General features: G+C 72.3%; 17 protein-coding genes and 1 tRNA gene. 1 reads left to right on the plus strand and 17 read right to left on the minus strand.

The features are described from left to right. Positions 1 to 134 precede the first annotated feature (134 nt). From ACZ4UB_RS38085 to ACZ4UB_RS38100, 4 genes are all read right to left on the minus strand, one after another. On the minus strand, positions 135 to 1949 hold the full coding sequence (locus ACZ4UB_RS38085) for a DEAD/DEAH box helicase (RefSeq protein WP_468077649.1): 1815 nt from the start codon (positions 1947 to 1949) through the stop codon (positions 135 to 137). Between the two features lie 196 nt (positions 1950 to 2145). Further along, complete coding sequence (locus ACZ4UB_RS38090; RefSeq protein ID WP_468077651.1) at positions 2146 to 2517, minus strand: type II toxin-antitoxin system death-on-curing family toxin; 372 nt, start codon at positions 2515 to 2517, stop codon at positions 2146 to 2148. Beyond that, positions 2514 to 2711 (minus strand): plasmid mobilization protein, encoded by a 198-nt coding sequence (locus tag ACZ4UB_RS38095; RefSeq protein WP_030769667.1) that lies wholly within the window; start codon positions 2709 to 2711, stop codon positions 2514 to 2516. Before ACZ4UB_RS38095 ends, ACZ4UB_RS38090 begins: the two co-directional genes overlap by 4 nt. Before the next feature lie 32 nt (positions 2712 to 2743). Further along, entirely contained in the window at positions 2744 to 4258 is a 1515-nt protein-coding gene (locus ACZ4UB_RS38100; protein ID WP_468077653.1) for an MFS transporter, read from the minus strand. A 175-nt stretch (positions 4259 to 4433) separates the two neighbouring features. Here ACZ4UB_RS38100 and ACZ4UB_RS38105 point away from each other — a divergent pair. After that, positions 4434 to 4505 (plus strand) — tRNA-Cys (locus ACZ4UB_RS38105). A gap of 58 nt (positions 4506 to 4563) precedes the next feature. Here the strand turns inward: ACZ4UB_RS38105 and ACZ4UB_RS38110 are convergent. The 13 genes from ACZ4UB_RS38110 to ACZ4UB_RS38170 form a co-directional block, all read right to left on the minus strand. Then, entirely contained in the window at positions 4564 to 4965 is a 402-nt protein-coding gene (locus ACZ4UB_RS38110; protein ID WP_468077655.1) for a hypothetical protein, read from the minus strand. A gap of 276 nt (positions 4966 to 5241) precedes the next feature. Next, on the minus strand, positions 5242 to 5778 hold the full coding sequence (locus ACZ4UB_RS38115) for a hypothetical protein (protein WP_468077657.1): 537 nt from the start codon (positions 5776 to 5778) through the stop codon (positions 5242 to 5244). 230 nt (positions 5779 to 6008) lie between these two features. Next, entirely contained in the window at positions 6009 to 6812 is an 804-nt protein-coding gene (locus tag ACZ4UB_RS38120) for a hypothetical protein (RefSeq protein WP_468077659.1), read from the minus strand. A gap of 125 nt (positions 6813 to 6937) precedes the next feature. Beyond that, on the minus strand, positions 6938 to 7450 hold the full coding sequence (locus ACZ4UB_RS38125) for a hypothetical protein (protein WP_468077661.1): 513 nt from the start codon (positions 7448 to 7450) through the stop codon (positions 6938 to 6940). A gap of 32 nt (positions 7451 to 7482) precedes the next feature. Beyond that, a complete protein-coding gene (locus tag ACZ4UB_RS38130; RefSeq protein ID WP_468077663.1) occupies positions 7483 to 9762 on the minus strand; it encodes a DUF6571 family protein in 2280 nt (759 codons plus the stop codon). 25 nt (positions 9763 to 9787) lie between these two features. Then, complete coding sequence (locus tag ACZ4UB_RS38135) at positions 9788 to 10201, minus strand: hypothetical protein (RefSeq protein WP_354384017.1); 414 nt, start codon at positions 10199 to 10201, stop codon at positions 9788 to 9790. A 14-nt stretch (positions 10202 to 10215) separates the two neighbouring features. Further along, the gene (gene mycP / locus ACZ4UB_RS38140; RefSeq protein WP_468077665.1) at positions 10216 to 11313 is read right to left on the minus strand and encodes a type VII secretion-associated serine protease mycosin; all 1098 of its coding nucleotides are present in this window, start codon (positions 11311 to 11313) and stop codon (positions 10216 to 10218) included. Positions 11314 to 11424: 111 nt separating this feature from the next. After that, positions 11425 to 12918 (minus strand): hypothetical protein, encoded by a 1494-nt coding sequence (locus ACZ4UB_RS38145; protein ID WP_468077667.1) that lies wholly within the window; start codon positions 12916 to 12918, stop codon positions 11425 to 11427. Continuing rightward, entirely contained in the window at positions 12918 to 13454 is a 537-nt protein-coding gene (locus ACZ4UB_RS38150; RefSeq protein WP_468077669.1) for a hypothetical protein, read from the minus strand. Before ACZ4UB_RS38150 ends, ACZ4UB_RS38145 begins: the two co-directional genes overlap by 1 nt. 175 nt (positions 13455 to 13629) lie before the next feature. Further along, positions 13630 to 15906 carry a xanthine dehydrogenase family protein molybdopterin-binding subunit gene (locus ACZ4UB_RS38155; RefSeq protein WP_468077674.1) on the minus strand — a complete coding sequence of 759 codons (2277 nt, stop codon included), beginning with the start codon at positions 15904 to 15906 and terminating at the stop codon, positions 13630 to 13632. A gap of 98 nt (positions 15907 to 16004) precedes the next feature. Continuing rightward, a complete protein-coding gene (locus tag ACZ4UB_RS38160) occupies positions 16005 to 18209 on the minus strand; it encodes a (2Fe-2S)-binding protein (protein ID WP_468077671.1) in 2205 nt (734 codons plus the stop codon). Next, positions 18206 to 19117 carry an FAD binding domain-containing protein gene (locus ACZ4UB_RS38165; RefSeq protein ID WP_385784814.1) on the minus strand — a complete coding sequence of 304 codons (912 nt, stop codon included), beginning with the start codon at positions 19115 to 19117 and terminating at the stop codon, positions 18206 to 18208. Before ACZ4UB_RS38165 ends, ACZ4UB_RS38160 begins: the two co-directional genes overlap by 4 nt. Positions 19118 to 19410: 293 nt before the next feature. Next, a complete protein-coding gene (locus ACZ4UB_RS38170; protein WP_468077676.1) occupies positions 19411 to 21048 on the minus strand; it encodes a beta-N-acetylhexosaminidase in 1638 nt (545 codons plus the stop codon). Positions 21049 to 21334: the final 286 nt, after the last annotated feature.

The following is a 21334-nucleotide window of genomic DNA, read 5'->3' on the forward strand; positions in this document are numbered from 1 at the left end:
CGCTACCTCCCCCCCCTCCCCCCCACAACCCCCCCCCCACCAACAAACCCCCCCCCCCCCCCCCCCCCCCCCACCCCGCCCCCCCCCCCCCCCCCCCCCCCCCCCCCCCCCCCTCCCGTCGGTTCACCCGCGGGTCACCGCATCTTGGTGGCCCACTCCTGCACCTTCTTGATCCGCTCGCGCAGCTGCCCCGCCGTCGCCTCCGCGCTCGGCGGCCCGCCGCACACCCGCCGCAGCTCGGTGTGGACGACCCCGTGCGGCTTGCCGCTCTGATGGACGTACGCGCCCACCATCGTGTTCAGCGACTTGCGCAGCTCCAGCAGCTCCTTGTGCGAAACGACGGGGCGCCGGTCGGCCGGCAGCTCCAGCAGGTCCGCCTCGGAGTCGGGCTTGCGACGGCTGTGCGCGATCTGCCGGGCCTGGCGCTTGTGCAGCAGCAACTGGACCTGGTCCGGCTCCAGCAGCCCGGGGATGCCCAGGTAGTCCTGCTCCTCCTCGCTGCCCGGGTGCGCCTGCATCCCGAACTCGGCGCCGTCGAAGAGCACCCGGTCGAAGACCGCGTCGGACTCCAGCGCCTCGAAGGACATCTGCTCCTCGTCGCCGGTGTCCTCGTCCTCCTGCCGGTTCGCCTCCTCCATCTCCTTCTCGGAGTCGGCGTAGGGGTCTTCCTCCCCCTGCTTCTTCGGCTTGTCGAGGACGTGGTCGCGCTCGACCTCCATCTCGTTCGCGAAGCCGAGGAGGTAGGGGATCGTGGGAAGGAACACGGACGCGGTCTCGCCGCGCCTGCGCGATCGCACGAAGCGTCCGACGGCCTGCGCGAAGAACAGCGGGGTCGAGATGGTCGTCGCGTACACGCCGACCGCCAGGCGCGGTACGTCGACGCCCTCGGACACCATCCGGACCGCGACCATCCAGCGGCTGCCGTCCTCGCTGAAGGTGTCGATCCGCTTCGAGGCGCCCGTGTCGTCGGAGAGGACGACGGTCGCCTTGGTCCCGGTGATCTCCCGGATCAGCTTGGCGTACGCGCGCGCCGACTCCTGGTCGGCGGCGATCACCAGCCCGCCCGCGTCCGGGATGCCCTTCCTGACCTCGGTCAGGCGCTGGTCGGCGGCGCGCAGCACGTTCGGCATCCAGTCGCCGCGCGGGTCCAGCGCGGTGCGCCAGGCCTGCGAGATGGCGTCCTTGGTCATCGGTTCGCCCAGCCGGGCGGCGATCTCGTCGCCCGCCTTGGTGCGCCAGCGCATGTTGCCGCTGTAGGACATGAAGATCACGGGGCGCACGACGCCGTCGGCGAGCGCGTTGCCGTAGCCGTAGGTGTAGTCGGCGCTGGAGCGCCGGATCCCGTCGTTGCCCTCCTCGTACGTGACGAAGGGGATCGGGTTCGTGTCGGACCGGAAGGGCGTACCGGTCAGGGCGAGCCGTCGGGTGGCCGGGTCGAAGGCCTCCAGGCACGCCTCGCCCCAGGACTTCGAGTCACCGGCGTGGTGGATCTCGTCGAGGATCACGAGGGTCTTGCGCTGCTCGCACCGGTTGCGGTGCAGCATCGGCCGTACGCCGACGCCCGCGTAGGTGACGGCGACGCCGTGGTAGTCCTTGCTGAGCGGCCCCGCCGAGTAGTCGGGGTCGAGGCGGATCCCTATCCGGGCGGCCGCCTCCGCCCACTGCTTCTTCAGGTGCTCGGTGGGCGCGACGACGGTCACCTGCTGCACGACGTGGTGGTGCAGCAGCCAGGAGGCCAGGGTCAGCGCGAAGGTGGTCTTGCCCGCGCCGGGGGTCGCGACGGCCATGAAGTCGCGCGGCTGGGTTTCGAGGTATCGGGTGAGCGCACCCTCCTGCCAGGCACGCAGCTTGCTTGCGGTACCCCACGGCGCACGGCCGGGGAAGGCGGGAGAGAGGTGGTGGGAGGCGGTAGTAGTCACGGTCTCCGGTTCGGGCTCTCGGGGGCGCATCGACGTACGTATCCGATACGGGCAGCGATACGGACGGCGAAACGCGCGGCGATACGGGCGGCAGGCTGTCGTACGTAGGACAACCGTGCCACCTTACCGGCCCCCGCCCGAGGCCGCGGGAGGGACAGGCCCGTGACCTCGGCGGGTGCGGCGAGCGTCACACCGGACCGGCGGGCGCGCGCGGTCGACCGGCGGGTCAGCGTGCGAACCTCGGCAGCTGAGCGGCGATCTTGGGTACGTCCAGCGCTCCTTGGCACACGTCCAGGACGAAGCTCTCGGCCTCGTCGACATCGAAGCCCGCGTCGAGGGGATGGCCGTTCATGTGGAGGAAGACCCAGGTCGCGTACCAGGCGATGCGCTTGTCGCCGTCCACCAGTCCGTGGTTACGGGCGAGCGACTCCATCAGCGCGGCGGCCTTCTCCCAGATGTCCGGGTAGGCGTCCTGACCGAACACGCTCGACCGGGGGCGCGCGAGCGCGGAGTCGAGCAGCCCGTAGTCGCGCACCTCGCTGGTCCCGAGCCGCTCCGCGAGGTTCAGCACCTCGGGCAGGGTCAGGTAACGGGTCACGCAAGCCTCCGGTTCAGCTCACCGCTGACCTTCAGGACGTGCTCGGCCGCCTCGTTGAACAGCCGGGAGTGCTCGTTCACGGCCCTGATCACCGCCTCGTGCGCGAAGGACTGCATGCTGCGGCCCTCCGCCTCGGCCCGCTCGCGCAAGGCATCCAGCTCTTCTTCGGTGAACCTGACGTTGAGACCAGCCATGAGCCGATGGTACCGCTCGGTACCATCCGGTGTCAGCTGCCTTTCATGACCCGGGTCGGCGGTCGCGCCGTGACCCGGGTCGCGACCCAGGCCCCCACCAGCGCCACCACGGCCATCGGCAGGAAGACCGCCACGAACGCCCCCGGGTGGGAGGCCGAGCCGGCGGACCCGACGGCCTCGGTCACCGCGTGCGCGGCCCCGACGGAACCGCCGCCCAGCGCCGCGAAGGCGGCCCCGCCCAGGGCCAGCAGCACCACGTTGGCGAGGGCGTCGGAGATCTGCAGCGCGGCCGAGTTGGCGCCCGCCTCCTCCGGCGGCGACAGCTGGAGCAGCAGCACGCTGGTCGGGCCGATCACCAGCCCCATCCCGAGACAGCCCACGCCCCAGACGAGCGCCAGCGTCCAGACGGGCACCGCCTCGATCAGGACGGCCGGCGCGGCGGCGATGGAGAACGCCACCATCACCATCCCGGACACCATCAGCCGCTCCCGGTACGGCACGACCCGCGCCTTGGACTGCACCCAGGAGCCCAGCGCCCAGGTGGCCCCGCCCAGGGCCAGCGAGAACCCGGCCAGCGTCGGGCTCAGCCCGCGCTGGGTCACCAGCATCAACGGCAGGAAGCTCTCGGCGCCGATGAACGCGCCGCCCGCCAGCCCGCGCAGCAGCACCACGGCCGGCAGCCCGCGCCGGGCCAGGTACGTCCCGCGCGGCATCAGCCCGCGCACGGCCGGCACGAGCAGCGCGCAGCCCACCAGGGCGGGCACGAGCGAGAGCCAGCGCAGGTCCTGCGCGGCGTACTGGAGCAGCCCGGCGCCCAGCGAGATCCCGAAGGCGAGCCGGATCCGGCGCCGGTCGAAGGACCGCGGCGCGGCGTCCTCGTCCCCCTTGTCGACGGGGCCGCCCGCGGTCCGCCGGATCTCCGGCAGCGCGACCAACAGGGGGACGATCACCATGGCCGGGATCCCGAGGAACACCCAGCGCCAGCCGACGTGCTCGGTGACGGTTCCCGAGATCAGCGGACCGACGATGGACGGCACCACCCAGCCGGCGGCGAAGGCCGCCATGATCGCGGGGCGCAGCCGCTCGTCGTAGGCCCGCCCGACGACCACGTACAACGCGACGATCACCAACCCGCCGCCGAAGCCCTGCACGGCCCGGCCGAGCACGAACAGCCACATCGAGGCGGCCGTCCCGGAGAGCACCAGCCCGGCGGCGAACGCCCCGATCCCGCTGGTGAGCGCCCCGAGCGGGCCGCTGCGGTCGGACCACTGGCCGGCCAGGACCATGCCGAAGAGGCTGGTGGTGAAGTAGGAGGAGAAGGCGAAGGCGTAGAGGCCGATCCCGTCGAGCTCGCGGGCGGCGACGGGCATGGCCGTCCCGACGGCGGTGGCCTCGAAGGCGATGATGAAGATGACCGAGATGATCCCGATGCTGAGCGTCCGGTGCGCCGGCCCCATGATCCCGCCGCCCGCGGCGGCTGCCGCGGCGGGCGGCAGGTCGTCGGATATCCGGGGGGTCTCGGGTGCACGGGGTTCGAGGGCGCTCATCGCCCCAGAGTAAGGGGCATTTCCAGACTTCGACCCTGTCAATACGACCGATATTCGCCTCCGCCCAGAGCCCTAGGACGTCCCGTTGTGAACGGGGTATGGCAGTCGCGTTGCGTCCGCCCCGATCCCCTTCCCCCGCCTCCCCCGGCTCTCGTACGGTCGTTCTCACCACCACAGCCGTGTGCCCGAGTGGTTGAGGGACTCGCCTGCAAAGCGAGTTACGCCGGTTCGATTCCGGTCACGGCTTCTGCTGTGTGCGCAGCAAGGACGAAGGGCGGCATCCCGCGAGGGGCGCCGCCCTTCGCTCATCCCTCGCAGCGCAGCTGCTGGCGCGCGGCGTCGAAGTACTGCCTCATCAGCCGCCCCAGCACCCGCTGGTCGTCGGCGGCCGGGCGCCCGCTGATCTTCAGCTCCACCTCGAACGGCTCCTCGGACTGACGCCGGCACGTGAACCCGACCACCGCCCCGCCCGCCCAGACCCGCCCCTTCGCCCCGAAGGACAACGACTCCTGCTCGCCCCCGGCCCCGGCCCCGGCATCCTGCTCGGCCGCGCCGAGCAGGGTCCCGTCGTCCACCGGCGGCCGCTTGGCCTCCGCCAGGAACCGCCCCTCGCCGTCCACCTCGACCCGACAGGTGGCGCTCTGGTTCTCCCGGGCGAGCACGAAGCCCCCCGACACATTCAGCGTGGCCTCGTCCCCCTCCCCCACGACCCGCGCCAGATCCCCCCGGTCGAAGACCCCCCAACACCCCTCCTCGGGCAACGCGACCCCACCCGCCGCCACGAGCCCCGAACCCCCAGCACACCCGCTCAGCACCACGAACCCGACGACCAGCGCCCCGATGCGTAAGAGCCCGCCATGATCGCGCCGGTGCCACACCTCAGGAGCCGCCTTCCCTCAAGCCGCGGCCCCCACCGGACCACCCGCGGCCCATCTTGACGCCCCCACCCCACCCGAACCAGCCCCCAAATCCTGCCACTCGCGTCAGCCGGTCAGGCCCCCACCGCCCGCACACTTGAGCTCCGCCGCCACCGCGCGCGCAGCGGAACGCGCAATCGCGAGATAGGCCGTCGCGAGCCTTCCGTCCTCGTCGCTCCTGCTCCACTGGTTCTCGAAGGTGACGTCGATCCGCAACGGAGCCTCGGCGGTCGACCCCAGGGCCGGGCTGACGCAGTCGAAGGCCACAGCCCCCACCTTTTCCCGCAGCGACTCACGGACCCCCTTCTCAGCACCGCTGGGCACGCCGCCCCCAGGGGCCGCACCGTGGCCGATCACGGACATCCGGATCTCGGCCGACCTGCCCGAGCCCACCTGCCCGGTGACGACGCACGGAGCCACGACCGACGTTTTGCCTCCATGCCCGGCTCGATACGCCGCCTCCAACTGCTCGGCCATGGTGGAGGCGCTCACGGCGTGTTCGTCGTCCCGCCGCAGGTACGAGGACTGCAAGACGATGCTCAGAGCCTCCGCGCCCGCCGCGTCGAAGAGCCCGGGACACGATTCCGCGATGTCCACGGTCATGCTCGCCTTCTTCCCCGACGTCGAGGCCGAACCTGCGGGCGAAGGAGAGCCGTCCGACGTGCACGCCGCGAGCAGCACCGCGGCCACCGGTATCCCCAGGATCCCCGCCACCTTCCTCGCCCGCGTACTCGTCGGGCTCAGCCGTCCCCTCGTCACGTGTGCGCCCTGTCTTCCCATCGATGCCGATACCGCCGTACACCGGTCAGTCTCACCGCCCGGCCGCCAAGCGCCTAGGACGTACCGGCAGCCGTTGCCACCAGATCCCGACCCACGGAGTGGGCGTTCTTGCTCTCCTTCGAGGCCGATCCTGCAAGCACGTCGACGTCCCCGGCGGAGAGGCCCGATCCCTTGGCCGCATGGCGCACCGCGTTCTCTGCGGCGCCACTCGCCGCCTGCTCCGAGTCCGCGTAGAGCTGGGAGACCCGCCGTTGCGTGTTGAGTGTCTTCGCCTCGCCCTTTTCTTCCGCGTCTTTCGTGTAGCTCTCCGTGACATCCTCCTGCACCCAGCCGACGACGTCGCCGGCGATCGGTACGAGCTCCAGGTACTTGCCACCCGCCGCGCTGATACCGCGGTTGATCCACTTGGCGTTGTCCTCGACGCCCTTGGCGTACTCCTCATTGCTGTGAGCCGTCTCAGCGTGCAGGTTCTGGGCTCTGGCCTCCGCCATCATCCCCGCGATCTGGCCTCCGGGGTGGACCGCGACCTCAATGGCCGCGTCCGGATGCCCGTACGTCCCCTGGTGCGCGATGACGTCATGGACGAGGACTGCGGTGAACGCTTGGTTGGCATTCGTGACCGCACCGTAAGCGTCCGGGTCCTGCGCTACCGCCCCCAGGAACCGCGCCACGTCCGACCGCCCGAAGTCCGCCATTTCGCCGCTCACTCGGATCTGCTTGCCGCCGTTCTCGGCCGACGCTTGAAGGTCCGGCATGTACTCGGCGGCCATCTGGCCGAAGTGGCCGGACAAGCCGCTCAACGGGCCTTCCTCGCCACCCGACACGTTCAGCGTGGCCTCGTCCCCCTCCACCACCACCTACGGCAGATCCCCCGGTCGAAGGCCCCCCAACACCCCTGCTCGGGCAACGCGCTGCTCCGCGCATCTTGGCTCCCCGGAGCCCACCGAACCAGACTCGATCCCGCCCGCTCGGCGACGGGGCGTCATTCCCCGCACTTGGACTGCTGCTTGGCCGAGTCGAGGAGCTTGGTGATGAGCTTGATGAAGAGGGGGCGGCCTTCCCCGTACTTCATCTGTTCCACGGAACCGCTGACCGCCACCTCGAGCTCGAACTGATCATCGTGGCCCTTGCAGGTGACGACCGCCCTGGCACCCGTGTTGTAAACGATCGCATCGTCGCCGAGGGGCACCGGATCCGCGGCCGGGTGGATGAGCTCCCGGTTCCAGAAGAAGCCCCACCCCAGCGGCTGCCGTGTGACCGTGGCGAGAAACCGGCCGGGCCCGTCCACTGCGACGTTGCACGTGCCGCCCCTATGAGTCGGCGACAGCTGGGCATCCGGCGGTCCCGACACCGTCACCTTCTCGCCCTTTCCCAGCAGCGGCGCCAGATCGGACCGCTCGAAGACTCCGAAACAGGTCCGTTCGGGCAGATTCCGCGCCGCCGGCTTGGCCTCCGAGGAACAGCCGGTCAGAGCGATCGCCGTGGCCATCGCCACGGCGAGTGCGCACGGCACGCGACCGAGACCCATCAGTGCTTGCCGTTCGAGATCTCGACCTGACCACGGCCGACCGCGTGGGCGTTCGCCGTCTCCGTCGAGGCCTCACCGGCGAGGGCGGCGATGGCCCGCTCGCTCAAGTCGCTCCCGACGAAGGCCCTGCGAACGGATTGCGATGCCGACAGGCTCGCTGCGGTCTGCGTGTCCGTGTAGTCGATCAGCACCTTGTGGTCGGCCAGGACCTGCTTCTTCGCCTCATCTGCCTTGGCCCGCTCGACCACGCTTTCGGTCACGTCCTCTTGGAGCCACCCCACGACGTCTCCGGCCACCGGCAGCAGTTCCAGGTACTTGCCACCCGCGGCGCTGATCCCCCGGTTGACCCACTTGGCGTTGTCCTCGACTCCCTTGACGTACTCATCCGTCGCGTGAGCGTTGGCGGCGAAGGTGCCCTCCGCCCTCGCCTCGGACAAGATGCCCGCGATCTGGCCGCCCGGGTGCACCGCGCTCTTGATCCCCGCGTCGAGTTCCCCGTGCGCGTAGTCGCTCCGGTGGCCGACGACATCGTTGATCAGCACGGACGTGAACGCCCGCGACGAGGTGGTCATCGCGCCGTACGCGTCCGGGTCCTGACCCACCGCCCCGATGAAGGCGGCCATGTCGGCCTTGTGGAAGTCGGCCATCACGCCATTGGCCTTGATCATCCCGCTGCCGTTCTCGGCGGAGGCCTGGATGTCCGGCATGTACTCGGCGGCCATCTGGCCGAAGTGGCCGGACAAGCCGCTCAACGGGCCTTCCTCGCCACCCGCCGCCACCAGTGCCGGCTTGTCGCCGATCTTCTCGACGACCCGTTCCATGACGTCGACCATGCCCTGCGTGTGCGGCACCGGCTTCGCGTCCTCGTCGCCGGTCGCGCGGCCCGAGACGGCCGCCTCCAGGGCGGAGCCCAGCGCCTCCTGGGCCGGGTGGGGCTCGCCGGTCCGCGTCATGTCGAAGTCGTCCGCGTACGGCTGCTTGTCGAGCATGTAGTCGACCATGCCCCGCGCCCGGCCGTGCTGCCCGCTGACCGCCTTGTCGGCCGTCGTCACGATCCCGTCGCCGTTGCTGTCCTGGCGGACCGGCTCGTTGAAGAGGGCCGTCGCCGCGTCCGGGTTGTTGCCGAGCGCCTCCATCAGGCCCGTCAACGGGTAGAACCCGCGGCCGTCGGCTCCGTGACTGAGGACGAGGTCCGGGGACATCGAGGAGAACTGCTCCCACGCCTTCGGGTTCTTGTTGTCCATCGCGACCATGTCGCGCCCGACTGCGGTTAGGAAGTCCTTGTCGTAGGTCCCCTCGCGCAGCAGCGCGCCCAGCGCCTGGTAGCCGTAGACCTTCTGCAGCAGGCCGACGTCCAGCTCCTTGCGCCCGGCCTTCATGAGCTGCGTCGTCCACGCGGCGTCGAGGTGGTTCGGCACGTCCTTGTGCGTGGCCAGGCCCAGCATCGCGCCCAGGTCGCTCTGGATGTTGCCGACCATGCCCGTACGGTCCGCTCCCGCCGGGCCGAGCATGCTGGAGTCCAGGGACATCTTCGCGTACATCTGCAGCGTCGCCTCGGGACCCACCTTGCGGTAGAAACCGGTCGCGAACTCGGGGTCGCCGCGGTTGTCGTCGAGCAGGTCCTCCAGCTCGCGCAGCGCCTCGACGTTGCGGGCGGTACCCTCGCCCGCCACCTTCTTCATCAACTCGGCTGCCCGGTCGACCTGTTCGGCGTCCAGGGTCGTGTACTTCGGCGTCGTGAAGTTCTGGTCGTCCGTGACGTTGGCCAGGAGCACCCGACCCAGCGAGTCGTCGGCATCGGCGCAGTCCTCGACCGCGCGGTCGACCTGCGCCTGCCACGCGTCGCGGTGTTCGCGCGCCAGCTGCTGGTAGTCGGGATCGTGCTGGGCGGCGTACCGCTCCTTGGGGTCCGCGATCGGTACGAGCGTGACGCGCCCCGTGGCGTCGACCTGGAACCCCGCCGCAGGCGCGTCCACGTCCACGATCTTCTTCAGCTGGTCCCGGGCCGCCTTGAAGGTGGCGTGCCCGTCCGACAGCGCGAGGTGGACGCCCTGCGCCTCCTTGGCCGCGTCGTCGAACTCCTTCGCCGTCTTGGCCACGAAGGGTTTCGTCACATCGGCGTTGACGCCCTTCCAGTCCGCCTTGTCCGCCTTGGCCTTCATGCCGGTACGGGCCGTCTCGGCCAGCTCCGCCAGCTTCGTCGCCATGGCGCCCCAGTCCTGGACGGCGGTCTGGAGCTGCTCCAGCGGGGCGTTCATCACGTTCTCGAACGTCAGCACGTGCCTACGTCGCCTTCCTGCGGGCCTACTTGAGGAGTTCGCTGACCTTCGAGGCGGAGAGCGTGGCCACGAGGTCCGCCTCTTCCTTGGCGTGGGAGGCCACGGTGTAGTCGAGGTGGTTGGAGATGTTCGCGCAGGCCGCGACGAGCACCTTCAGTTGGGAGCTCCAGCGGTCGTGCACCTTGAGCAGGGCCGCGCCGCTGGTGAAGTTCCGGTTGGTGAGCGCGATGGACGCGTCGAAGGTCGCCACCCGGGCGTGGTCGCCGTCGCGCGAGAGCCGTTCGTGCAGGGCGTGCGCGTCGCTGCCGACCGCGCCGAGATCGTCATTGGCGATGCTCAGATCCGCCGACCCGCCGGGGCCACCTGGTCCGGGCTCGGCGGGGACGTGGTTGAGGCGCACGGCGGCGCGTGCGGAGGACCACTCTTGTTCGAAGGACATCCGGGTCGGAACTCCTACGGTCGGTTGGTACGCCTGACGACGACAGCGGTGACGGCGCCGCCTATCAGCAGGCACGCGCCGAGCCCGATGGCGATCCACGCCCCGGTACCGAGCCCACCCGCCTCCTCGGCGGCCTCGGACACCCGCGTCGCCTTCTCCGGCGTCTTGGCCCCGCCGGAAGGCGCGGGACTACCGGAAGACGCCTTGCCCTTCGCCTCGGCGGCGGCCAGATCGGGCAGCGGGTACACGTCGGCCGGCCCGGGGTCGCCGGGGGTGGCGAGCGCGACGCGGGGGCGCACGACGCCGTACCCGATGTAGTCATTGCGCTCGACGCCGTCACGGGGCTTCCCGGAGGTGTTGAGCAGGACCCGCAGCACCTGATTGTTGGTCCAGTCGGGATGAGCGGACCAGATGAGGGCGGCGGAGGCGGAGGCTAGGGCGGTGGCGTCACTGGTGCCGTGCGTCTTGCAGAGGCCGGTCTTGTCGGTACAGGCGGAGACGATGTCTACACCAGGAGCCGAGATGTCGACCTGCAAGCCATGCTGTGACTCCTTCGTGGCGTCAGCGTTCTGGTCGATCGCGGACACACCCACGACACCCGGCGTTGCCGCCGGATACAGAACCTCATTCGACTCGGCGCCACCATTTCCGACTGCTGCGAAGATCAGTTTTCCTCTACCCAAGGCGTACTTCACTGACTCGGTCAACTCGGGGGACCCACCCACACCTCCCATGGAGATGTTCATGATCTTGGCATCAGAGTCAGCAGCGAACCGGATGGCCTTGCTGAAGGACTCCATTGCACTGTCGCGGCCTCCCCCCTCCGACACTCGAAGCGGGAGAATCTTGGTGCCCGGAGCAAGCCCGAAAGAACCGTCGTTCGCGGGACCCTTGCCGGTGCCCGCGATCATGGCCGCTATGCCCGTGCCGTGATTTTCGTAGTCGGTGCGCTCATCACCTGAGGCTTCGGCGAAGTTCTTGCCAGGCAGCACCTGCCCGGCCAACTCGGGCACATCAGCGACCCCGGTGTCGATCACGGCGACCGTCACTCCTTTACCTGTGCTGCTCTTCCACATCTCGTCGGCCTTCATGGAATCGAGATGCCACTGCATGGACCTGATGGTCTCCGCGTGCGCCGGAGTCGCGGCGACTCCGGCCAACAGCAGGCCCATCAGGACCGACGTAGCTTTCCGCATGCGCATCTCGTGCAGTGTCCCGTTCGCTCAGTCGATCACCGGCGGGACAACACGACGGTTGCCCTGCCAGGTCTCTTCGTCCTCGGCCAGGTAGTCCGGGCGTTCGCCCGACTGGTCATTCCGCTGCTTGCCACCGGTACGCGAGCCCGCACCACCGTGGCCTATGGCGCCACCAGCCGCGCCACCGCCCTGGTTGCGCACGAGACCCGAGCCGCCCTGCGTGAACGGCTTCCCGCCGGTGGTCGAACGGCCACCCGCACCCGGCTGACGGCCACCGACCACACCACCGGGCTCACTGGCTAGCCGACGGCCCGTGGCCGAACTGCCTGCGCCACCAGCGCCGCCTCCCACGCCACCGCCACCGCCCATACCGCCGGCCATGCCTCGGCCAGCCATGCCGCCTTCGCTGCCGATGACCGTGCCGCGCGGGATCGAGGACTTCGGTCCGCTGGAGGAGACCGGACGGCCACCCGTGATGCCCGCATCACGCGGCGGGATGCCTGCGACACCGCCGACCTTGCCGCCGGGAGCGGAGGTGTTCGGGAAGCCGCCACCGGGGCCGACGCCGCCGATCGGCGAACGCCCCCCGCCGATGCCGCCACCGGGCGTGGTCATCCCGCCGACCGGAGGAAGCATCAGGGGCGGGACGCCGCCAGTCGGGCCGACACCGCCGGGACCACCCGGACCAATGCCGGTAGGCGTCCCAGGGACCTGCGTGACAGCCTTGTCCGGAAGCGTCCCGACCGTGTTCAGGTCGACGTTCACATCTCGATCGGGGATGCTCGGTACATGTGTCTGGCCCGTACCAGGACCCGTCGTCGCAGGCTGCCCACTGTCGTGTGACACCTGCTGCGACGGAGTGTGGGACGCGGTGTCAGACGATCGAGTGTCACGCGAAGCCGGGCTGACAGTCGTGTCACCGAGTCCCTGACGCGCACCACCTGTAGCACCGGGGCGGTCGATCATGGTGCCGCCGTGCAAGCTGCCCGCCGGCACGAACCTACTCGGCGGAGGCGGAAACGTAGGCGGTACCGCCGCGTTCATCTGCGTCGTCGACGACTCGTACGACTGCGCCAGCTTCGTCATCTGTTGGACGGCCTCGTGGTGGTCGCCGTTGAGCTTCGAGAAGGCCGTCTGGCCCATCTCCCGCGAGTCCGGGTCGTTGTGGAAGTCCTTCGACGCCTGGAGGTTGTCCGCCGCCGCCGTGTCGTACTTCGGCATGTTCGCCTTGACCTCGACGATCGTCTGCGCCGCATGGATCATCCACGTGCCGCCGGTCTTGCTGTACTCCCCCAGCTTCAGCGTCGAGTTTCCCGCGGTGTTGACCCACTCCTCGAAGGCCCTGGCGCCTTCGCCCTCCCAGCCTTCGACCCGGTAGTTCTTGAGGTCGTTACCGATCTTCGTGATCGTTTCCGCGGCCGTCTGCAGCAGTTCACCGCGCGCCTTCACCGTGTCCGCGTTGACCGGTGCCAGCATCGCCAGGAGTTCCTGGTGCGAGTGGCCCTCGAAATTCGTCGCCATTACAGTCCACCTCCCGAAGTGCTCCCATTGCCGTCGCTCGGGTGGCCCTGCGCCGCGCGGGGGGCCTTCCCGGCCTCCGCCTTCTGCGTGTCCAGCTTCGGGTCGTACCAGCCTTGGGCGTCGGTGTTCAGCTTGCGCATCCGCTGCTTGACGTCTTCGTCGACGTGCGCGTAACCGTCCCGCGACGACGCCACCGCGATGCCCAGCGCCTCGATCTGGACGCCCAGCGCCTTCGAGAGGGTCTCCAGCTCGCTGCGGACCTTGTTGTACGCCGTGAAGAGGCCGTCCGCCTCGGGGAAGCCGTGGCCCAGGTCGGTCTTGCCCAGCGTGCCTTCGGCGATCTTGCCGTGGTCGGCCTGCGAGCCCTTGAGCTGCGTCAGCAGCGCGTCCACGCGCTGCTTGTACTTGACCATCGACTCGTGTTCGACGAACAGCGCCGGCGCCTGGGCGGCGATCATCACCTGGTTCGCCGCGACCATCGCCGGTCCGACGAATGGGATCGCCGCGATCACATTCTTGTCCACGTCCTCTGCCACGATGGCCTCCCCGAATCCCCGTTGTCCCCGTTGTCCCCGTAGTCACGCGCTGTCCCGTGACTCTCCGTCAGCCCGGTGTCACCACCGCGCCGCGTACGCAGACGTACAGATCACTCTAGCGACCGGCACCGACACGCCCAAGTCCGGGGTTGCAGGTGCAATGCGGGTCACACGGTCACGAGTTGGGCACCGCCACCGCCGCCGATGGCCGGATCGGGAGCCTGTTGACCGGGCGGCCCGTCGCCGCGCGCACTGCCGAGGCTACCGCCGCGGGCGCCGTCACCACAGGGACCGCGCTCGCCGCCTTCGCGCCGAACGGCGCGACCACGTCCCGGTCTTCGACCAGCTTCACGATCCGCACGGTCGGCGCGTCCAGCGCCGTCGGCAGCGCGTAGCCCGTCAGGTCGGGGTGGCGGATCAGGCCCGCGGCCGAGCGCAGGTTTTCGGTCAGGGCCGCGCCCACGCCCTGCGTGACGCCCGCTTCGATGCGGGCCTCCAGCTGGCGGGGGTTGAGCACGCGGCCGACGTCCTGGGCCACGGCCAGCTCGACGACCCGCACCGAGCCCAGCTCGATGTCCACGTCGACCACCGCACGGATCGCGCAGAACGCGAGCCCCACGAACGCGTCGCCCTGCCCGTCCGCGTCCAGCGGCTCGGTCGGGTGCGGGCGGCACTGGGCCGTCGCCCAGAGCTCCTTGCCCTCTATGGCCTCCGCGACGGTGGTGGAGAACGCGCCGTCGTACGACGTGATCCGGCCATCGGCGATCTGGAGCAGCTCCGTGGACATGCCGAGCTTGTGCGCCATCGGCTGGAGCAGCTGCGTGCGGACCATCTTGGCCGCCCGCTCCACCGCCCCGCCCGACACCCACGTGTGCCGACCGTGCGCCGACGCCCCGGCGGGCGGCTGGTCGGTGTCCACCGGAGCCGTCACCACGTCGTCCACGCCCAGCACTTCCTGGACGATCTGGCGGGCGAGGGTGGCGAAGCCCTGGCCGGTGTCGACGGCCGCGCAGATCACCGTCGCGACGCCGCCCTGCACCTTCACGGTGGCCGTGGACACCTCGTCGGTGCCCTCCGCGCCGAGCATGTGGACCATGCCCACGCCGTAGCCGACCCCGCGCCGCACCGCGCCCGGCTCGCCCGCGCCCTCCGGGCCGCCGGGCAGCAGCCACTCCTCCTCCGGCGCGTCCTTCGGCAGCGCGGGCAGCTCGAAGTCGCGCACCGCGCGCAGCAGTTCGGCCACCGGCGCCGGGCAGGTGACGGTCTGGCCCGTCGGCAGCAGGTCACCGGTCGCCAGGACGTTGCGCATCCGCAGCTCGGCGCCGTCGATGCCGAGGGCGGCGGCCAGCTTGTCCATCTGGCCCTCGTACGCCGCGCACACCTGCATCGCGCCCTCGCCGCGCACGTGGCCCGACGGCGGGTTGTTGGTGCGCACGGCCCAGCCCTCGACGAAGGCGTGCGGGACGACGTACGGGCCGCACGCGAAGGCGACGGCCGCGGCCAGCGACTCCGACGAGGAGTCGGCGTAGGCCCCCGCGTCCATCAGGATCTGCGCCTCCACCTTGACCAGGCGGCCCTCCGCGTCCGCGTGGTGGCGGTAGCGCAGCAGGGTCGGGTGGCGGTGGGCGTGCCCGAGGAAGGACTCCTCGCGGGTGGCGGCCAGCTTGACCGGGTAGCCGGTGCGCAGCGCCAGCAGGCCCAGCGGGAGCTGGAAGGCGGGGTCCTCGCGGTCGGCGGTCGCGCCCGGGACGCCGGTGACGACGATCTTGACCCGGTCCGGTTCGAGGCCGAAGCAGGCGGCCGCGAGGTCGCGGTCGGTGTGCGGGTCGGTGGAGGCGGTGTAGATCTCGACGCCGCCGTCGGGGCGCGGCACGGCGAGGCCGGCCTCGGCGCCGATGGGGGCGGGGTCCTGGCGGCCGATCCGGTACAGGCCCTCGACGACGACCTCGCCGACCGCCTCCGGGTCGCCGTAGCGCAGCGGGATGTGCCGGATCAGGTTGCCGTCGGGGTGCAGCGGCGGGGCGCCGAAGGAGTGCTCGGGGTCGGTGACGGCGTCCAGCAGCTCGTACTCGACCGCGATCGCGGCGGCGGCCAGCCGGGCCGTGTCCGGGTGGTCGGCGGCCACGGCGGCGATGGCCTCGCCGTGGTGGCGGACGAGGTCGTGGGCGAAGACCGGGCGGTCGGCGATGCGCCGGCCGTGGGTGGTGGCGCCGGGGACGTCCGCGTGGGTGACCACGGCCCGCACGCCCGGCATCTCGGCGGCGGCCGAGGTGTCGATGGAGCGGATCCGGGCGTGGGCGTGCGGGGAGCGCAGGACGGCGGCCCAGAGCAGGCCCTCGGCCCACAGGTCGGCCGCGTAGGGGAAGGTGCCCTCGGACTTGGCGCGGGCGTCGGCGGCGGGGAGGGACGCGCCGATCCCGCGCAACACCTCGGGCTCCGCGGCCGCGGCCATCGCCGTGATGGAGAACGATCCGGTGGCGGGTCCCGTTCCCGCGCCCGTGGCTCCCGCTCCCACGGCCGGTCCCGTCGCCGTCGCCGCGTCGTGCCCGCTCACGCCATGCCTCCGTGCTGGTGGTCGGGGTGGATGCCGCCCTCGCCGGGCGCGGCCTGGTGCGGAATGCGCGCCTCCGCGCCCTCCGCCGTACCGCCCGCCGCGCCCCCGGCCAGGGCCGACGCGGTGGCCTCGGCGGCCGCCTCGCGCTCGGCGACGACCTCGCCGACGGCGTCGATGACGCCCCGGTAGCCGGAGCACCGGCAGAGGTTGCCGCACAGGGCCTGACGGGTCTCCAGCTCGCTGGGGGCGTGGTTGCCCTCCAGCAGGTCGTGGATGGTCATGGCCATACCGGGGATGCAGAAGCCGCACTGGACGGCGCCCGACCGGCACAGCGCCTGCTGCACGTCGGAGAGTTCGCCGTCGGTGGCCAGGCCCTCGACCGTACGGACCTCACTGCTCGCGGCGGTCGCGGCGGGCACCAGGCAGGAGGCGACCAACCGGCCGTCGACCTGCACGGCGCAGGCGCCGCACTCGCCCTGCGAGCAGCCGTCCTTGGCCCCGGCGAGGCCGAGCCGTTCGCGCAGCACGTAAAGCAGGGACTCGCCGATCCAGGCGCCGGTGACGGGCCGGTCGGCGCCGTTGACGCGCAGCACGTAGGAGGCGAGGGGGTGCTCCTCGTGCACCGGCCCGCCGACCCCGACCGGCTCGGGCAGCAACTCCCCGACCGGCTCGGCGACCACCTCCGCGCCCGGTGCCTCAAGCGCCTGCGGCGCCGGCCCCGCGACCCCTTCGTCGTACGTCGCCCGCGCGTCCGGGACCTCCGCGGGATCCCCCGCCCCGGGGTCCGCCCCGGTTTCCCGGTGCTCCCCCTCGCCCCCGCCCGACGCACCGCCGGCTCCGGCGGAGCCGTGGCCCGCGCCGTGGTCGGCTCCCGCGCCGTGGTCGAAGCCCGCGTGGTCCGGCGCCTGGTCGGCGGCCGGGTGCGGGCGCTCCGTGGTCAGCGGCGCCGCGGCGGCGCCGTGGGCGGCGTCGATGTCGGGGGTCGCCGGGTGCGCCGGCTCCCCCTCGTGCGCCAGGTGGTCCGCGTGCGCCAGGTGGTCCGGCTGCCCGGGGTGGTCGAGGTGGTGCGGGTGCTCCGGGAGCGGTGTGCCCACGCCGGGGCCGCCGAGGACGCGCGGCCCGCGCGGCGTCGTGCCCACGCCGGGGCCGCCCAGCACCCGGCGCCCGGTGCCGGAGGCAGCGCCGGGTCCGGCGGCGGGGAGCACGCCCGCGCTCATGGTCTGCTCGGTGTCGAGGGTGCCGAAGGCGTCGAAACCGGCGGGAGCGGGCACCGCGTGCGCGTCGGCCTCCCGCTCGGTGCCCGGTCCGGCGGCGGGGGCCGCGGTGTCGTCGACGGGGACCGCCGCCGGCTCGGCGCCGTAGACGCCGTGGCCGGGCTGGGCGGCCCAGGGAGCGGCGGCGCCACCCGGCAGGGTGGCCGGGGCCTGGCTCCAGTCGGCCTCCATGGGGCCGCGGCGGAACTCGCCGGACTCCTCGGGAAGTTCCCCCTCGACGACCGGGATCGCCCACTGACCGGTCTGCGCGCCCTGTCCGTCGCCCGCGGCGCCCGCGTACGGGTCGCCCGCGTACGGGTCGCCGGCGTACGGGCCGTCGGCGTACGGATCGTCGGCGCCCTGCACGGCTTCCGGGAAGTGCCACTCGGCGGTCGACGAGGAGTCGTGCCCGTGGTCCTGGCCGTGCGCGTGCCCGTACGCGTGCTCGTACCCCGCGCCCTCGTACCCCGTGTCGGGGGCGGCCGCGCCGCGGTCCTCGCCGCCGCGCGCCGGGTCGCCGTCGGCGGCGTCGCCGGTGTCGTTGTGGAGGCCGGCCATCGCGGACGCGGGCATCGGGATGACCGCCGGGATCGGGCCCAGCACCGGCGCGGGCGCGGCCTGCGCGCGGGCGGCCGGCTGCGCCGGAGCCGAACCGGCGGCCTCGGGCCAGCGCACCGGCATCGTCCAGGTGCCGGTCGCGGCCGGGTCGGTGCCGGCCGAGCCCAGCGGCACGATCATCGGCGGGGGCACGAAACCGTGTCCCGGTGCGGCCAGGGGCTCGCCGGTCCCGGTCGCGCCCAGCATGTCCGGGGGCAGCTTCACGAACGCCGTGGCGTCCGAGTCGTATTCGCCCCCGTGCGGCACCGGCTCCCAGCCCCACGCGGTGCCCGCGCCGCCATTGCCCGTACCGTCGCTCACGCCGTCGCCCACGTTCTCGTTCCCACTCATGAGGTCAGCGCCCTCCCCAGGGCCCTCCGTGCCAGTACCGCCACCGTGCGCCTCAGGTGCAGGACCGCCGGTGCCACCGCTTCGCCCTGGTCCGGCACGCAGGCGGCCGCGACGTACTCGCCGAAGGCTTCCAGCGCGTCCGGGGCCAGGGTGCGCTCCCCGTCCCAGTCGATCAGCGAGGCGACCCACTGCTCGGCCTCCAGCGGGCGCAGCGGCATCGGCGCGACCGCGCCCACCGCGATGCGCACGCCCCGGCGCGCGGGGTCGAGCACGAGCCCGACGGACGCCACCGCGCGCCCCGGGCCGGTGCGGCCCGTGGCCTTCAGGAACACCTGCGGGGCGTGCAGCAGGGGCACCCGGACGAAGCCGATGAGTTCACCGGGTCGCAACATCTCCCGCCCGGCCAACAGGTGCGAGATCGGGATCTCGCGGCGCGAGCCGCCGGGGCCCACGATGACGAGGACCGCCTCCAGCGCCGCCAGCACCGGCAGCGCGTCGCCGGTCGGGGCGGCCGTGGCGATGTTGCCGCCGAGCGTGCCCGCGTTGCGGATCTGCGGCGGCCCGGCCGCGCGGGCGGCGGCCGCCAGCGCGGGGATCAGCGCGGCGAAGTCGGGGCGGCCCATCCGCGCGTGGGTGAGTCCGGCGCCGAGGAGCGCGTGGCCGTCCTGGTACTGCCAGCCGCGGATCTCGTTGATCCGGCCGAGGCCCACCAGCGCGGCCGGGCGCAGCAGCCCGGCGTTGACGGCGGCCATGAGGTCGGTGCCGCCGGCCACGGGCACGGCCGCGGGCATGGCGGCGAGCGCCGCCACGGCCTCGTCGAGCGAGGCCGGCAGCGTCACGGACTGCGTCGGCTGCGGCCCCTGAGGTGAATCCGGTGCGTGCAGTGCGTGCGGTGCGTGCGTGGTCAACCCAGCTGCCCCTTCCCGATGTCCCGGCGCTCACGCCTGTTCCGCCGTACGGTACGTGCTCACGACCGGGACGTGGCAACTCTGGCACATCTTCGAAGGCGCCCGGCGCGAGGGTCGGCCGGGTGCCCCCGCCGGACCCGCTCCGCCGACCGCGGCGGCCCGGTCCCGGCCGGGTCCGGCCGTACTCGGGCACCAGGTACGACCGGATCGCCCGTTTCTCCCCTCTATGCGGCGGATTCGGGGAAGAGTTCCGCGAATCTCCCCCACTGCATCACCCGTCGCACACCCGCTCGTCACACGCGCGGCGGGGCGCCCTCCTTCGGTCGCCCGAGCACGCCGGGGCGGCGCTGCCACGGCAACGGGCCGCCCGGGGGGCGGTAGTCGACCCCGAGGGCGTCCAGGCGCGGGTAGTGCCCGCCCATGCGCACCTCGAAGTCCGCGTAGTCCCGCGCGGCCGGTTCGGGCAGCCGCGACCACACGGCCTCGGCGAAGGCGGCCAGCCGCGGGAACACCTGGTAGTCCACCCGGCCCTGGTGCTCCATCACCTCGGTCCAGACGTTGGCCTGGGCGCCCAACACGTGGGCGGCGGCCCGCTCCGAGAGCTGCGGGGGCACCGGCTCGAAGCGGTAGACGTCCTCCAGCGTGCGGACGTAGCCGATCGGCATCGGCTCGTCCGGGCCCGGGGCCTGACGGTGGTCCAGGTACACCTGCTGCTCCGGGCACATCACCACGTCGTGCCCGGCCTCGGCGGCCGCGATCCCGCCCGCGTAGCCGCGCCAGGAGGAGACGGTGGCCCCCTCCGCCAGGCCGCCCTCCAGGATCTCGTCCCAGCCGACCAGCCGCCGGCCGCGGGCGGCGAGCCAGCCGTCGAAGTGCCGGATGAACCAGGACTGGAGGCCGTCCTCGTCCTTGACCCCGAGCTCCTGGATCCGCGCCCGGGCCGCCCCGGAGGCCGCCCACTGGGTCTTGGGGCACTCGTCGCCGCCCACGTGCACGAAGGGCGAGACCTCCACCGGGAAGAGCTCCAGCACCTCCTCGAAGACGCCCTCGTAGAAGCGCAGCACGGCCTCGGTGGGCGCGAGCACGTTCTCGTTGATGCCCCAGTCGTCCCACACGCCGAGCGCCGCCGTGTCGACGACGTCGGTGTTGCCCAGCTCCGGGTAGGCGGCGATGGCGGCCTGCGCGTGCCCCGGCAGGTCGATCTCGGGCACCACCCGCACCTGGCGTTCGGCCGCGTAGGCGACGATCTCGCGGATGTCGTCCTGGGTGTAGAAGCCGCCGTGCGGGGTCTCGTTCCACAGCGGCGAGTCCCGGTGGCCCCAGCGCGAGCGCGGGCGCCAGGCGCCGACCTCGGTGAGCCGGGGGTGGCGCTTGATCTCGATCCGCCAGCCCTGGTCGTCCGTCAGGTGCAGGTGCAGGACGTTGAGCTTGTGCGCGGTCAGCAGGTCTATGTACCGCAGGACGCCGTCCTTGGGCAGGAAGTGCCGCGAGACGTCGAGCAGCAGCCCGCGCCAGCCGAAGCGGGGCGCGTCGCGGACCGTGCCGTACGGCAGGCTCCAGGACGCGCCGGGCAGCGGCGCCCGGCGGAAGGCGTGCGGTCCGAGCAGCTGACGCAGCGTCTGCGCGCCCCAGAACACCCCGGCGGGTCCGCCGCCGCGGATCAGCACGCCGTCGGCGGCCACCGTCAGCTCGTAGCCCTCGGCGCCCAGCTCGTGCCCGAGCTCCTCGTCGACCAGGAGCCGTACGTCGGCCCGCTCGCCGGTGTCGGCGGGCGCCAGGCTCCACCCGGTGGCGGCCCCCAGCGTCCCCCGCAGCCAGCGCGCGGTGGCCCGCGTACCGGGTCCGGCGGCGAGGTCGGGCTCGGGCCCGAATCCGTAGCGGGCCCCGCCCGCGGCGAAATCGGCGTCCAGGGGTGCGGGGATCAGGTCCATGCGTCGGCCCTCCACGACGGCCGCCGCGACGGGCACGACGGCACAGTGCGTTGCACTCTGCGCAACGGCCGTTCCGCAGAGCGCTCGTTGCGGCCGACCCTACCCGTGCCGCGCCCACGCGAAGGGCCCCCGGGGGGGGGGGGGGGGGGGGGGGGGGGGTGTGTGGGGTGGGGGGGGGGGGGGGGGGGGGGGGGGGGGGGAGGGAGGGGGGGGGGGGGGGGTTTTTTTTTTTTTTTTTTGGGGGGGGGGGCGCTTTTCTTTTCTTCTGGCTTTGTCCCGGGTCGTT

This window comes from Streptomyces sp. NPDC028419 (genome assembly GCF_055565515.1).